Annotated in this window: 8 protein-coding genes; 5 read left to right on the top strand and 3 right to left on the bottom strand. The window is 71.8% G+C overall.

Features of this window, described 5'->3' with window-relative positions; genetic code table 11:
• Window positions 1-975: 975 nt before the first annotated feature.
• Both ACFVU9_RS10225 and ACFVU9_RS10220 read left to right on the top strand, forming a co-directional pair.
• The gene (locus tag ACFVU9_RS10225) at window positions 976-4,887 is read left to right on the top strand and encodes a ricin-type beta-trefoil lectin domain protein (protein WP_387591860.1); all 3,912 of its coding nucleotides are present in this window, start codon (window positions 976-978) and stop codon (window positions 4,885-4,887) included.
• 805 nt (window positions 4,888-5,692) lie between these two features.
• Window positions 5,693-8,680: an AAA family ATPase gene (locus ACFVU9_RS10220; protein WP_387591858.1), complete on the top strand. Its 2,988-nt coding sequence runs from the start codon at window positions 5,693-5,695 to the stop codon at window positions 8,678-8,680.
• A 22-nt stretch (window positions 8,681-8,702) separates the two neighbouring features.
• On the opposite strand, the gene ACFVU9_RS10215 is transcribed toward ACFVU9_RS10220, so the two are convergent.
• The 3 genes from ACFVU9_RS10215 to ACFVU9_RS10205 all read right to left on the bottom strand — a co-directional run bounded on the left by ACFVU9_RS10215 (window position 8,703) and on the right by ACFVU9_RS10205 (window position 11,037).
• On the bottom strand, window positions 8,703-9,986 hold the full coding sequence (locus ACFVU9_RS10215; RefSeq protein WP_387591855.1) for an MAB_1171c family putative transporter: 1,284 nt from the start codon (window positions 9,984-9,986) through the stop codon (window positions 8,703-8,705).
• Window positions 9,979-10,533, bottom strand: coding sequence for a ParH-like protein (locus ACFVU9_RS10210; protein ID WP_380436239.1), 555 nt, complete (start codon window positions 10,531-10,533; stop codon window positions 9,979-9,981). The genes ACFVU9_RS10215 and ACFVU9_RS10210 overlap by 8 nt, the downstream gene beginning before the upstream one ends.
• A gap of 75 nt (window positions 10,534-10,608) precedes the next feature.
• Complete coding sequence (locus tag ACFVU9_RS10205) at window positions 10,609-11,037, bottom strand: XRE family transcriptional regulator (RefSeq protein WP_380436237.1); 429 nt, start codon at window positions 11,035-11,037, stop codon at window positions 10,609-10,611.
• A gap of 148 nt (window positions 11,038-11,185) precedes the next feature.
• Between ACFVU9_RS10205 and ACFVU9_RS10200 the strand changes: the two genes are divergently transcribed.
• The 3 genes from ACFVU9_RS10200 to ACFVU9_RS10190 form a co-directional block, all read left to right on the top strand.
• Complete coding sequence (locus ACFVU9_RS10200) at window positions 11,186-12,061, top strand: HEAT repeat domain-containing protein (protein WP_380436235.1); 876 nt, start codon at window positions 11,186-11,188, stop codon at window positions 12,059-12,061.
• Window positions 12,062-12,472: 411 nt separating this feature from the next.
• A complete protein-coding gene (locus ACFVU9_RS10195) occupies window positions 12,473-14,611 on the top strand; it encodes a restriction endonuclease (protein ID WP_387591851.1) in 2,139 nt (712 codons plus the stop codon).
• A gap of 185 nt (window positions 14,612-14,796) precedes the next feature.
• A partial coding sequence (locus ACFVU9_RS10190) for an ABC transporter ATP-binding protein (RefSeq protein WP_387592027.1) occupies window positions 14,797-15,209 on the top strand: 413 nt, incomplete at its 3' end.

Raw genomic sequence — 15,209 nt, 5'->3', positions numbered from 1 at the left:
GGCTGGAGTCTGCCGGCGGCGACCACTTCTTCCCGGTGTCCGCAGCACGGGCGGCGGGCTTGGCGTTCGTGCCTTTCACCGGCTGGGTCGTCGGCAGCGGGGTGTTCGGCGGCACCCAGATCTTGTCCATGGTCCCGGCGGCGACGGCCTCCGCCGAGGGAATCGTCACCAGGGACATGAAGACGGCCAGTGCTGCAAGAGCAGCGACTCTCGTCTGGCGGTGGCGCGTGAGCAGACGGGCACGACGTGACAACTGATCCCCCCATGTGAGTTGAGCCCCAGGGGACTCGACTGCGGATCCAGGCCACAGCGCACCCTATGCGCACACGATCAACCACGGAAAGTTAATAATGAGAAAACTCTTATGTGGCCAATGTCACTCCAAGTGCAATGCGCCATGAGCCCCGACAACTCGGACAGCCCGCCGGGGAAAGCCTTTGACAGTCGACGAACGGCGAGGGCAGCGTGCGGCTGGCCTGCACTCAATTCCCAAACGATGATGGGAACTTCATGTTGAGGTCGAAACTTCACGCTCCACCACCAGACCGCCGCCGGGACAGGAAGCGGCCATTCAGCGCCGTTCTTCTCCCACTTGCCTGCACCACGGTCATCACACTCAGTGCTGGACTCCTGGTGGTCCCCGGTATCGCCGTCGCCACCCCCACCGACCGGGGTCACGGCCCCGCGGATCCATCCTGGCCGTCGCATCCGGCCAAGCCGGCCGGCCCCACGACGCCGCGGAACGAGGCGATTCATGCCGCCCAGTCCAAGGCGAGGAGCACCGGGAAACCCGTCGTCGTAGATCTCTTGACCACAGGAGGAAGCCAGACCGCCGCGAACCCGGACGGGACACTCACGACCACATCGGCCCCGGTGGCCGAGCGGGTCCAGAGTGCCGACGGCAGCTGGCGTCCTGTCAACGCCACCCTTCGAGCCAACTCCGACGGGACGCTTTCACCGACCGCGGTGCCGTCCGTGCTGACCTTCTCCGGCGGTGGCACCGGCCCGCTGGCCACCATGGCGACGCCCGACGGCAGGAAGCTCGCGATCAAAGCGCCTTTCGCCCTGCCCAAGCCCGAGCTCAACGGCGACACCGCTCTCTACCGTTCCGTCCTGCCCGATGTCGATGTGGAACTGACCGCGACCGCAGGCGGCGGCTGGCGCCAGGTCCTGATCGTCCGCACCGCTCAAGCCGCAGCCAACCCCCAGGTCAAGAAGCTGCACTTCGACACGGTCGGCGACGGGCTCGCGGTGAAGGCGGACGCCAACGGAAACCTCACGGCCGAGGACGCGGCGGGCAAGGTGCGTTTCACCGCACCGGCACCGGTCATGTGGGACTCAACGCCTGCGGCGGCCGCTCCTGCCGCTGCTCCAGAGCCGGGGACCCGTGGCAAGTCCGCTGAGGCACCTGCCCCGGACAACGCCTCCGCCCCGGCCGAGTCGACCACCAAGGCCCCCGGCGGCAACGCCAAGGTCGGAGCGATCACCACCACGGTCAGCATCGGCGGCATCGATCTTGAGCCCGATCCGTCCGTGCTTGGGAAGGGCACCGGCCCCTGGTACATCGACCCGGGCTGGAACCCCAGCATCGACAACGGCACCCAGGCCTGGGCGCAAGTCCAGTCGGCCTACCCCAAGACGACGGAGTACAACGGCACCCAGTACGGCCAGGACACTCCGGCGGCCGGCTACTGCGGCTACATCGACACGAACAACCGCTGCGACAAGGAGGGCCGCGAGCGCGCCTACTTCCAGGTGGGCCTGAACTCCGCCTTCTGGGACTCGACTGTGCTCTCGGCAAAGCTGTACGCCACCGTCGCCCGGTCATCGAGCCCCTCCACTCCCACACCGATGGGCCTCTACTCCACCGGTTCGGCGAACAACAATCCGATCAACCAGTGGACCCGCTGGGAGGCCCAGCCCTGCCCGGAGCCCTCGAACTGCACCAAGATCGGCACGAACTGGATCTCCGGGGAAGGCGGCAAGGAGTTCGACGTGTCCGGCGTGATGACGCAGGCAGCGCGTGAGCACTGGGGCGGGTGGACCTTCCTGTTCGCACCCGACGACGAAACCAACAAGTACTACCGCCAGCGGTTCGCCAACAACCCGCACATCGTCGTCACCTACGACTTCACCCCCGTCATCAGCACCCCCGCCACCAGCCCCACCCCGGGCTTCGCCGCCAGCTCCGACTACGGCAACGCGTGCCAGACCCCGGGCACCGTCAACCCGTGGGACACCCCGGGCTGGGTCGGAGCCAACACCGACATCAACCTGAGTGTCGATGCCTGGTCCCCGACCGGCGAACAGCTGTGGACGATGTTCAAGATCTGGGACGACGACGCCGGCGGCGCTTCCTTGCTCTATGACACCAACTGGGCGGCCAGCTCCGGGCGCAGGACCGTCAGCGTCGGTTCACTCGCCGACGGCCACCAGTACGGCTGGTTCGCGGTGACCGATGACGGCACCCTGCACAGCGCGAACACCGCGATGTGCTATCTGCGCATCGACCGGACGCCGCCGACCGCCCGGATCACCTCGACCGACTTCCCCGAGTCCGGCACCCTGGGCGGCCACCCGAAGCTCGTCGGTCAGGAGGGCACCTTCGTCCTCACCGGCACCGACCCGGCTCCGCCCGGTGGCGGCCGTTCCTCCGGCCTGGCCTGTGCCCGCTGGACCAACGACCCGGTCCAGGCCGCGTCCACCAACTGGAACTGCAACGACGGCGGCAACATCGTGAAGATGGACGTCAGCGGCACCTACACGCTGAAGTACACGCCGTGGCACTGGGGGACCAACTTCCTCTACCTGCAGACCCAGGACAACGCGGGCAACATGTCGCAGCCGGTCGCGTACACCTACTACGTGCCGAGCAACCCCGACGCCCCCGCGCCGATCATGGGCGACGTCGACGGCGACCGGAAGGCCGACGTCCTCCTGCCGGACGCCACTGGCGCGCTGCGTCTGATCGGGGCGAGCACCGACCCGTACGCGGCTCCCAACGCCAAGCCGCAGTCCGCACCCGGCACCAGCGACTGGAACAGCGTCCAGACCACCCACCGCGGATCGTTCAGCGACCGGAACGTCGACGACCTGATCGCGCACGCACCCGGCGCCACCAAACTGTACCTGTACGCCAACGACGACATTGCCGCACATCTCGACGGCCAGGCCGCCGTCGAGATGGCCAAGTCCCGCAAATGCGCGCTTCCTGACACCACGACGATCACCTGCACTGACTACGGCAACAGCGGCGACTGGTCCGCAGTCACCCAGATCGCGGCATTCGGATCGACCTCCGGAGACACCCCCGTCAAAGCCGGCACAGGTCTTTCCGGACTCCCCCGCTCCTCCCTCCTCTTCGTCGAGAACGGCAGGCTCTGGCTCGCCAAGTCGAACAGCGCCAAGACCCTCGACGGCCCCGCCATCCTGCTGTCCGGGAACAACCAGGACTGGAACCTCTACGACCTGATCACCCCGGGACCGGCCAACGGCACCGACATGCCCACGCTGTGGGCCCGCTCCAAGAACGACGGCACCATCCACACCTACCAGCTGGCAACGACCGCATCCGGCGGCTTCGACGCCACCGCGTTCACCGACCCCACCAAGGGCTGGATCGCCGGCGGCATCGACCCGAAGCTGTACCCGAAGGTGGGCTCCAACGGTGACCTCACCGGCGACGGCATCCCGGACCTCTGGGCCGTCGACACCAACAGCCAACTGGTCGCCTGGTCCGGCACCGGCACCAGGTCCCCCGGGACGGACAAGAGCGGCCCGACCGTGACCGGACTGGAACAAACTCCTGTCGTCCTCGGCAGCCTCAACCGTCCACTCGGGAACTGGCTCGCCACACCCGACGGCAGCACCAACGTCGTCGACGGCCAGGGCCGCGCCAACGGCACCGCAGCGGGAATCGGCTGGAGCGGCGACCAGGTCGACGGCCGACCCGCCACCGTGGCCACCTTCGCCCCGGGTAGCGGCTCGAACATCACGATGTCCGGCCCCGTGGTCGACACCCGCAAGAGCTTCACCGTCTCCACCTGGGCCAAGTCGGGCCCGGCCGGCGGTGTGATCGCCAGCCAGGACACCGTCCACGGCAGCAATTTCATGCTGTACAGCGACGGCGCCGGAAAGAACTGGACCTTCGCCCTTGCCAACGGCGACAACGACAACTGGCCGTACGACTGGACCTCCACGGCCAATGCCAGCGCGCCGGTCCGCCCGGGCGTCTGGACACGGCTCACAGCCTCCTACAACGCCGGAACGGGGTTGATGTCGCTCTACGTCGACGGCGTCCTCGCCGCCACCGGCTACCACCAGGCACAGTCCAGCCCACCGTCCGCAGGCACCTTCACCCTCGGCCGCTACAGGTACCAGTCCAAGCCCACCGTCTCCTTCGACGGCAGCATCAGCAGCACCGCCGTCTACCCGTTCCCGGTCAACCCCACAGCAGCTGGCACGAGCGGAGTCGTCCAGTCCGCTGTCAACGGCTCAACGTGCATCGACGACAACAACTCCGGAACCGCCGACGGCACCGCCATCCAGCTCTGGCAATGCAACTGGCGATCCTCACAGACGATCACGTTGAACGGAGACGGCACCATGCGGGTTCTGGGTGGCTGCCTGACCCCGGCCAACAGCGGCCGCGACAACGGCACGCCCATCGAATACCGCACCTGCAGCGGCACCACGGCCCAACAGTGGTTCCCGCTCGCCAACAACACGCTGTACCACCCGGCCTCCGGTCGCTGCCTGGACCTGCCCTACGGGAACCCCGTCAACGGAAACCGACTCCAGCTGTGGGACTGCAACTCCGGCAGCGGCCAGCAATGGATCAACGCCAACCTGCGCACCGCAGTGCTGCCGGCTCCGCCACGCTCATGACCTCCGGCTGAGTTCCGAACCGGTGCCTCGGGCCCGTTCCGCTGATTGGTGGAATGGGCCCGAGACCGTTTCGCCAACACGTCTCCACGACTGTCGGCCCACCCCGCAGCCAAGGGAACCAGTGCCCTTGATCCCGGCCCCCACCCGACCACCAGCGGCGGACGCCTCTCCCCCAGGTCGGGGTGCGTGGCTCGGTGGGGTGTTCACGATCTATTGTGGCGGGCGCCGGTGGCGGTGTTGGGGTGGAGGTGTGGACGGTGGCGGGGCAGCGGCACCACGTCCCGGGGCCGTAGCAGACCTCGATCCACGGCCACCAGCGCGGGCGGAGGCATCTTCAGTGGCGGCGCGCTGACCCTGGAGCCCAGCCAACACCGGCGGCCTCGGCGGTGGCGCCTTCGCCGGATCGAACGGCAAGCTGACGGCGGAGGCCGGTGTCGTCAACTAAACAGCGCCGACAGCGCCCCCGGCGGCATCTACAACAACACCGGCACGGTGGGACTCGTCGCCACCACCGTGGCCGGCAACCGCCCGACCAACTGCGCGGGCAGCCCCACCCCCGTCCCCGGGTGCTCCGGCTGACCCACACCCACGCCGCAACGGCGCCGCCGGGAAAGCCTCCGGTGGCGCCGTCGCAGCGTGCGCGGACCTGTCAACACCAAGGTCATTCCGCGCACTTGATGGCCAGTCGGACACGCCGCAAGGCCCCGCGCTTGCCAGATGATCAGCTGATATGAATCAATACGCAAGGTTCATTCATATCAGCTGATGGACTGCAGGCTGGGCCAGGGGGACCGGCGGGACGGGGGTGGCACACGTGTCGCGGTGGCGGACGCCCGACGATACAGAACTACTGGCGCGCGAAGGCGAGCTGACCCGGCTTCGGGCTGTCGTCGACGGTCTGCGCAGCGGCCGCGGTGCCGTGATCGAGATCGCGGGCGACCCGGGGACGGGAAAGAGCGCGCTCCTGCGCGTGGTCGCCGACCATGCCCGGGCGCGCGGCATCCCGGTCTCCCAGGCCCGCGCCGTGCGACGGCCGACGGTGCCGTACCAGATCTTCGTGGACGCGTACGGCGACCGGCTCGCCGGTGAGACCGCCGATGAGCAGCGCGACCGCTGCCGCGTCTTCCGGGACTCCGGGGCCTGCACCGGGCCGACCTCCGAGGAGCACTTCCGCCGTGGGCGGGTGGCCCGCGAGCTGCTGGCCGAATGGGCCGCCGCGGCGGGCGGTGGCGTGCTGTTGCTGGACGACGTCCACCTGTGCGATCCGGAGTCGGCCGAACTCGTCGCCCAGCTCGTCCGCACGCCGGTGCCGGGCCCGTTGCTCCTCGCCGTCGCGCACCGGCCCCGCCAGACCGCCCTGCCCCTGCTGGAGGAGCTGAGCCACGGCGTGCGGGCCGGCAGCGTCGTCCGGATCGAGCCGGCCGCGCTGGACCCGGCGGCCGTCACCGCCCTCCTGGGCCGCCGGGGTCCGGCGAACGCCTACGACCCGCCCGACGTCGTCGGCAGCACCGAGAGCGCGGGCACCGTCGGCACGCCCGCCGACGCCCGTCGATTGTGCGCCGCCGCCGACGGCAACCCCACGTACGTCCGCATCCTCGCCGCTGCCGACTGGCATCCTGACGACTGGCCGGCGAGTCCCGGGGAGAACCGGGACGGACTGCTGCGCGAGGCGGTGACGCTGGCAGCCGAGTTGGACGCGCTCACGCCGGACGCGGCCGCAGCGGTCGACGCCGCCGCCGTGTTGGGCGACCACGTCGAGCCGGCGGATCTCACGATGGTCTCGGGGCTCGAACCCGCCCGCGTCCACGCCGCACTCGCCGAACTGACCCGTGCCGACCTGCTGCGTCCCGTCGCCGGAGGCGCGCGGTTCGCGTTCCGGCATCCGGTGCTGCGGCACGTCGCCCATGAACGCGCGGATGCCGTCTCCCGGGTGTCGGCCCATCGCCGGGCACTGGACCTGCTCACGGACCGCGAATGCACGGCCGCCGCCCGCGCCCGGCACGCGGAGCAGCTGGTCGGCACGGACGGCGTCACCGCGCTGGAGCTGCTGGTCGAAGGCGCGCAGGAGATCGCCGACGACGCGCCGGCCACGGCGGCTCGTTGGCTCGGGCTGGTGCTCGAATCCCTGCCCGGCAGGGACGCCCTCCGGCTGCCCACGGATTCGCTGGTGCTCGCCCGTGCCCGCGCACTCGCTGCCACCGGCCGACTCGCCGACGCGCGGGCGCTGACCCACGAGGTGCTGCGCGAGGCGGCGCGCCTCGACCCGGAGCTCCGCGCCGAGGCGTACCTCGTCTCCGCCCTCTGCGAGCGGCAGCTCGGGCGCTACCGGGAGGCGGAGGCGCTGGTCCGTGCGGCCTTGGGCGACCTGCCCGGGTCGCTGCCTGGTCCCGGTCCCGGTCCCGCTCCCGCGCACGTCGCCGAACTCGCCCTGGAATACGGCCGGGTCTCGCTGCTGGAAGGGACCTATGAGCAGACACACCTGTTGGTCGGGCGCACTGTGCAGGCCGCGAACGGCGCCGAGGACCGGACATCGACGGTGGCCGCCAAGGCACTCGCGGCTCTCGGTGACACCTACCTCGGCGACGTGGCGGCCGCAGCGCCCGCGGTCACCTACTGCGCCGGGCGACTGGACGGCCTGCCGGACACCGTGCTGGCCCGCAACCCCGAACTCCCCGCCGCGATCGGCTGGTCCGAGGTGTTCCTGGAGCGTTTCCCGGCCGCCTCCCGGCACTTCGGGCGGGGTCTGGCCGTCACCAGGGCCGGCGGCCCGCAGCAGATGCTGCCGCACCTGCTGCTGGGGCAGTGCGGCCTCGACACCCGCACCGGCCGGCTCGACCGGGCCGTCCGTTCGGCGCTGGAGGCCGAACGGCTGGCCCGCGCCGCCGGCGCCCACGACGTGGCCGGCCGCGCCATGGCGCTCCGGGCGACGGCACTCGCGTGGGCACAGGGCAGGCAGCAGTCCGCTGCCGTCGTCGCGCTCGCCGAGGCGGGAACCCACGGCACCCGTCCCGGCGACAACTGGTGGGCCGGTTCCGGGGTCGGTGCGCTCGCCCAGGCACAACTCCTCACCGGTGACGCCCCCGCGGCGCTGCGGACCCTGCTGGACGACGGCGGGGGCGACGGCCTGCCGTTGCTCCAGCCCACCCTGCTCCCCCAGTGGCTGGGCGTCCTGGCCATGGCGGCCGTGCGCTGCGGAGACCGGACCGGCGCCGAACGCTGGGCCCGGCAGGCCGACTCGGCCGCCGACCGGCTGGGACTGCCCGGCCAGCGCATGCACGCCCGCCGGGCACGGGCCCTCGTCCACGCCTCCGGCCACGAGCACGACACCGCCGTCGTCCTGTTCGACCAGTCGGCGCAGGGCTTTCGGCGCGCGGGCCTGCCGATCCAGCAGATCTGGACCCTCGTGCTGGGCGCGGCCTCGACGGCGGCGGTCCACGGTCCTGCGGCTGCCACGGCCCAGCTGGACTCGGCCCTGCATCTGGCCCGTCACTACGGCGCCCTGCGGCTGTCCGAGGAAGCCCTGCGGGAGCAGGCGAAGCTGACGACCGGAACGACCCGGGCCCACCGTCCCGCGACGGACCGACGGCAGCCCCTGCGGCTGCTCACCGAGCGCGAGCGCGAGGTCGCCCGGCTGGTCGGCGCCGGCGTCACCAGCCGCCAGGTCGCCCACGAGCTCGTGCTGAGCACTCGCACCGTGGAGACGCACCTGCAGCGGATCTACCGCAAGCTCGACGTACCGTCACGAGCCGCACTGGCCCGCCTGGTGGAGCGGGAGCTGCACAGCCCGGGGTAGGCCGGGCAGGGGCGGTCCGGCCTCATCCGCGGACGCTGTTCAGCTCGTCGCGCACCCGGCTGCGGACCCGGGCCACGGCCGGGGACGCGGTGAAGGCGTCCGCCACCTTGATCAGCCAGGCGACCTCCTCGTCGATGCCGACCTGCCCCTCGGACGGGACGTATCCGGCTGACGGTTCGGCGGGGTAACGGTGCCCGGCCCCGGCCGCCTCCAGGGCGGCGGCGATGCCGGCCGCCTCCACGGTCGCGGCGACCTCGTGGCGCCGACGAAGGCGCACTCCGCCGGTGCTCGCGGTGCTCGCGGTGAACTCGGCGACCCACGACGGCACCTGCGGGTGCACGTACGGACGGAGCGCGAGCTGGCCGTCACGGATCTCGATGATGCGGCGGTAGAGCGCGAACTGCGCACCGTGCGGCGTGCGCCGCCCCACCCGCGCGGTTTCCGGCAGCAGCTCCACCGCCGGCACCGTCGCCCGCAGCACCGACCACAACGATTCCAGTCGGCGGTACGCGTACCGGGCGCGCAGCGGTCGCCACCACCTCGCCAGGTGGCCGCCCCAGGCGGGCGCGGTCGCTCCGGCCAGCATCAGGACGACGCAGACGAGTGCCGACACGGCGGACGCCGCGCTCTCGGCGCCGATCTCACCGCCGGTGGTCAGCAGGTCGACGACGTCGTTGACGTTGCCGGCGATCCAGAGCAGCCCGATCACGGTCCCGGATGCCATCAGCCGCAGTCCGGAGCGGAGCGCGCCCGGCGGCATGCGGCGGGCGGCCCGGCCGGTCAGCAGTCCGAACACGGCCAGCCGCCAGACCAGGTGGGCCGTGAGCAGCCCGATATAGGCGACCAGGAGGAACCGCCGCCGGCCGTGCGCGACGACGAGGGCGCCCACCTGGGTGGTGCCGGCGGCGACGTACGCGCCGACGCTCAGCAGGAAGGCCCCCGCCGTGATGGCCGCCTGGCGTCGGAGCCCGCCCCGGACACCGCCCCGGATGCCGTCCGGCGGCTGGATCGAGTAGGCCAGCATGGCCAGGAAGCCGACCGCGAGGAGTTCCAGCTCGTCGCTGACGAGCCGGAGGCAGCCGAATCCGAACCAGGACCACGGCCAGGACCCGAGGCCGCTCACCGCGGTGAACGTCGCCGGAGGCGTCGTCGCCAGCCCCAGCCCCAGGCACAGCCCGGAGGCGTACACGTAGCGGAGCGCCGGATCCGACCGCCGACCGCGGTCGGACAGGGCCTTGGCCGCCGTTCCGACGAGGGTGATCAGGCAGGCGAGGTAGTCGGCCACGTCGGCCAGCCGGTCACTCATGGTCTGCCGCACGGCTCCTCGGTGCCGGTCCGAACACGGAGCCCAGCCGGGTCACCCGGCCGTCGGAATCACCGGTGTCCGCGGACCCGGTCCGGGCCCGGTGCCTGGCGCGTTGCAGGACGAGGGAGGCGATCAGTTCGGCCTCCTGCTCCTGACGGTCGGAGTAGGCCGAGCGGCCGAGCACGCGCCGGATCAGCTCGCCCGACAGATGGGGCATCAGCGCCTCGGACGCGGCCGATCCGAGCGCGGTCGTGCCGGTGTGCCCGCAGAGCAGGTGGCCGACCTCGTGGAGCAGGATGTGCTGCTGGTGCAGCACGCTGGTGTCGGAGGGGTACCCGATGTAGTCGGCCCGGTCGGTGCTGGCCAGGATCCCGCACGGGCCCCTGCTCCGCCCCGGCAGCGGCACCAACTCGAGCGGCCTGCCCCGCATTCGCGCCAGTGTCTCGGCGAGGGCCGGCATCTCGAAGGGCTCCGGAAGGGGCAGCGCCTCCGCGATCTCCCGGCACCTCCGCCACAACTCCGCGTCCCTGTGGTCCGCCTGCCTCACGATTCCTCCCCCCGGGCTCGTCGACGGCGCGCCGACGAGAAGTGATCCTAGGCGCGGACGACGGTTCGGCTGGAATCAGCCGGCCCGCCCGGCGTTGGCCTCGCGTCTGGCGATCGCCTCGATCATGTCGCTGATCGTCCCGAGCCCGTCGGCGGACAGGGTCACCGCGCGCAGGGCCACGTCGCGCACACCGGAGTCGCGCAGAGCGCCGAGAAGCTCCAGCTCTTCGGCGATCCGCGCGCTCCGCTCGTCGTCGAAGAAGTAGACCGGGGACACCTGGAAGAAGGTCGCCAGCGCCTCCAGGTGACGCTTGGTCGGGTTGTCCCGCCGACCGGTGCGCAGCTGCCAGAGGTACGTCGCCGAGAAGCTCTCACCGGTGGCCTCACGGCAGGCCCGGGCGACCTCGTCATTGCTGTACGGCTCGCGGTTGGGACGGCGAACCACCTGGAACAACCTGTCGATCCTGTCGGCGAGCGTCGACGTGCCGGGGTCGGGACCGAGCATCGCGGACCTCCCTCACACCTCGCACCGTTCGCCCGGATGCACCGGGCCTCTCGTCGCGATCATCCTAGGTGACACAATCGGGGTGCGTGCCGGACGACGGCCGACGCCCACCCCGGCCTGCCGGGTTACCGAAAGTCGACTGCCCCCCATGGACCTGATGCCCGCGGAGATCGACGGCCTCCTCACGAACTACGTGTACCGGGACGACGGTGCCCTCGACGACCTGATCGCCGCAGGACCGGCGAGTCTGCACCGGCTCCTCGCCATTCTGGCCGGCCGGGCCGAGCCGGGCTGGGACATGGCGGAGATCACGCGCCACGACCGGGACGACTACCGGCGCCCCGGCTCCTTGCAGATACTCCTGGCCAAGGCCTTCCCGGATGCGCTCTTCGATGCCCTGGCAGACGATCCCTCGCTCGAATCGGTGCTGGCCCGCGAGACGTTCTCGTGCGTCGAGGATGCGCGGACCCTGCCGTTCCTGGAGCGCCAACTGCGGTCCCGTAGCCCCGAGTACCGCCGCCGGGCGCTGCGGGGTCTGGCCGAGAACGGGACGGCCGATCACACGGAGGCCGTCCTTGCGTGCCTGGCGGACCCCGAGGTGCGGCCCGACGCACTGGCCACGCTGGCGCGGCTGGGTGACGCCCGGGCCGTCGAGCCGTTGCTGCGCGCGCACACCGCGGACGACTCACCTCTCGCCCGGCTCGCCGGACTGGCCCTGGACCAGGTCGAGCAGCGCCTCGGCGGCCCGCCGGCACCGCCGGTCTGGCGCGAGCTGGGGCCGGTGGCGTTCACCGCGGAGACCGTGGGGCTCGGCGTGCCGTGGAACGTGGCCGAGGTCCTGGTGGAACCCGGGCAGACCGTCCGGGGCGGCGAACTCATGGCCACCCTGTCGAATGACGCGATCGACCAGGAACTGATCACGGACTGGCCCGGCACGGTCACGGAGGTCCGGATCACCGTGGGCGACGAGGTTCCGGAGGCGGCCGTCGTCCTCGTCGTGAGGTCGCGCCGCCGGATCGGGTAGCGACGCGAGTACGGTCCGCGGCACAGTCGGAGAGAGCTCCCGTGTTGTGACAGACAAGGGATCGGCCGGCCCCTGGATGACGGAGCGTCAGCCATGGCCGGCCGGTGCCGCGGACTGATCGGTGGCCGCTCAGCCCTTGGAGTTCTCGCGGAGTCGATGGATCCCGATGATCCCGGAACGGTGCACTCGGGCACATCGGTAGAACTACGCAACCGGAGACTGCGGTTCACCCTGCGGCCGGAAACCCGGGAACCGGGACGTGCGGGCCCCGAGGAGGAAGCGAGGATTCAACACGCCCGCCCACCAGCAGCGGACGCCTCCCCCCGCAGGTCGGGGTGCGTGGCTCGGTGGGGTGTTCACGTTCTATTGTGGCGGGCGCCGGTGGCGGTGCGTGGAGTGGAGGGGTGGACGGTGGCGGGGCGGCGGAACGACGGGGTGCTGGCGGTCTGGGCGGAGACGCAGCGGCAGCAGCAGCGCCGGGAGGAGGCCCGCTGGCGGGCGCAGGCGGCGGAGGAGCGGCGCCGGGAGCGCGAATTGCGGGAGGCGCAGCGGGCGGCGGTGCGCGGCGAGCGGGAGGCGCAGCGCGCGTACCAGCAGTCGCGGGAGGCGGACGCGGCCCGCCGGACGGCCGAACTGGACGCCCGGGTCGAGGAGTTGCGCGGGTTGCTGGCGGCCGGGCTGCGGGAGCCGGAGTTCAGCCCGCAGGCGTTGCTGGCGCCGCGTCCGGTGCCGCCGTTCGAGCCGGGTGCGCTGGGTGAGCCGGTGCCGATGCCCGATCAGAACGCCTACCTGGTGCCGCCGCCGGATCCGGCGCAGTCCCGCAACGCGGGGGTGTGGCAGCGCTACGAGCAGTACGCGGCGCAGGCGCGTGCCCGGTTCGAGCAGGACTGGTACGCCGCGCAGGCGCAGGAGGCGGACCGGCAGCGGCGGCTGGCGGCCTGTCACCAGGAGTACCTGGAGCGGGTGGCCAGGCACCGCAGGGAGGACGAGGAGCGGACCGTCCGCACGGAGGAACTGCTGCGCCGGCTGCGCGCGGGCGAGCCGGAGGCCGTCCAGGAGTACTTCACGGCCGGGCTGTACGCCTCCGCCGCGTGGCCGGAGGGCTTCCCGCACCGGCTGGTGGCGGCGTGGGAGGCGTCGTCGCGCCAGCTGGTGGTGAACTGGGAGCTGCCGGGCCCGGACGTGGTGCCGGCCGCGGTGCGGGTGCGGTACGTGAAGTCGGACGACCGCGAGGCCGAGGTGGCCCGTCCGGCGACGGAGCGCAAGGCGCTGTACCGGGAGGTGCTGGCGCAGACCTCGCTGCGGGTGGCGGCGGAGCTGTTCCGGGCGGACCGGGACGGGATGCTGGACTCGGTGGTGCTGAACGGTTTCGTCCGCGGCATCGACCCGGCGACCGGCCGGGAGTCGGAGCGCTTCCTGTCGACGCTGTCGGCCGCGCGGGCCGACTTCGCCGGGCTCGCGCTGGACCGGGTGGCGCCGGTGGAGTGCTTCCAGGGCCTCGGCGGCACGCTGTCGGCGCGCCCTGAGCGGCTGGACGAGGTGCGGCCGGGCCGGCTGCCGGAGACGGTGGGCGGGAGCCTGGCCGGGCACGGCGGCGAGGACGACCCGGACCTGTTCGAGATGGACCCGATCGAGTTCGAGAACCTGATCGCGGAGCTGTTCCGGCTGCGCGGTTTCCGGGTGATGACGACGGCCCGCAGCGGTGACGTCGGGGTGGACGTGGTCGCCGAGGACCTCGATCCGGTGACCGGCGGCAAGATCGTGATCCAGGCGAAGCGCTACCGCTCGACCGTCTCCCCCACGGCCGTGCGCGACCTCGACTCCACCGTGCGCCACCACGGCGCGATCAAGGGCATCCTGGTGACGACCGCAGGCTTCGGCCCGGGCTCGTACGAGTACATCCGCAACAAGCCGCTGTCGCTGGTCAGCGGCCCCGAGCTGGTCGAGCTGCTGGCCGAGCAGGGCCTGCGCGGGCGGCTCGGCGGCGCCCCGCACGCCGTCGACGAGGCACCGGACGGGGACGGGCCGGCCGAGCGGCGCACCGGTGTCGAGGTGGTGTGGCGGAGCCGGACGGCCGGCGGGGACGCGGTCGAGCTGGACGTGACGGCGTTCGTGTGCGCGGGCGGCCGGGTGCTGAGCGACGAGCACTTCGTGTTCTTCAACAATCCGCAGGACCCGGACGGCGCGGTGCGCCTGCACCCGACCCGTTCGGTGCCGGGCGAGCCGTTGCGGGCCGCCCGGGTCACGCTGGACCCGGCCCGGCTGGGGCCCGCGGTGGAGGAGGTGGTGATCGCCGTCTCGACCGAGGAGGAGGAGCCGCCGGCGCTGCCCCTCGGGTACGTGCACGGGCTGGCGCTGACGGGCGCGTACGGGCAGGGCGTGGCCGGTCCCGAGCGGTGGACGGCCGACACCGGGGGCGTGCCGGACAGCGCGATGCTGGTCGGGGCGTTCCACCGCAACGGCGGGGGCTGGCGGTTCACGCCCTCGGGCGCGTCGGTGACCAACGGCCTGGCCGGGCTCGCGGGGGCGTTCGGCGTGGCGGTCGAGTAGCGGGGCTCCGCCGAGCGGTATCGGGGTCGAGCGTCATACCTGAGGAGGAGAGGGGCCCCCTCCACTACGGCAGGAGGGCGGGGGTCACCCCTCCCCGGGACATACGAATCGCCTTCGAAGTCCTTGGAAGGATGGAACGTACCCGATCATCCGTTCCCGTCCCCTCCAGGAGTCTCCCCGTGACGATGCCCGCAACCGCCGTCCGCACCGGCCGGGCGGCCGCCCGCGCCACCGGCCTGAACAAGGTCTACGGGGAGGGCGAGACCCGCGTCGTCGCCCTGGACAACGTCACCGTCGACTTCCCGCAGGGCGAGTTCACCGCCATCATGGGCCCCTCCGGCTCCGGCAAGTCCACCCTCATGCACTGCATGGCCGGCCTCGACACCGTCTCCTCCGGCTCCTCCACCATCGGCGACACCGAACTCGTCGGACTCAAGGACAAGCAGCTCACCCAGCTGCGCCGCGACCACATCGGCTTCATCTTCCAGGCCTTCAACCTGCTGCCCACCCTCACCGCCCTGGAGAACATCACCCTCCCGACGGACATCGCCGGCCGCAAGACCGACAAGGCCTGGCTCGACCGCGTCGTCGACACCGT

It is taken from the genome of Kitasatospora sp. NPDC057936 (genome assembly GCF_042887525.1).
In the GTDB taxonomy this organism is placed as follows: domain Bacteria; phylum Actinomycetota; class Actinomycetes; order Streptomycetales; family Streptomycetaceae; genus Kitasatospora.
This window is presented reverse-complemented; position numbering and strand designations above follow the sequence as displayed.

Bases quoted from the DNA above. Each gene is read 5' to 3' on its own strand.
- ACFVU9_RS10205 (WP_380436237.1), bottom strand. From the start codon at position 11,037: ATGCTCGGTCCCGACCCCGGCACGTCGACGCTCGCCGACAGGATCGAC.
- ACFVU9_RS10200 (WP_380436235.1), top strand. From the start codon at position 11,186: ATGGACCTGATGCCCGCGGAGATCGACGGCCTCCTCACGAACTACGTG.
- ACFVU9_RS10215 (WP_387591855.1), bottom strand. From the start codon at position 9,986: ATGAGTGACCGGCTGGCCGACGTGGCCGACTACCTCGCCTGCCTGATC.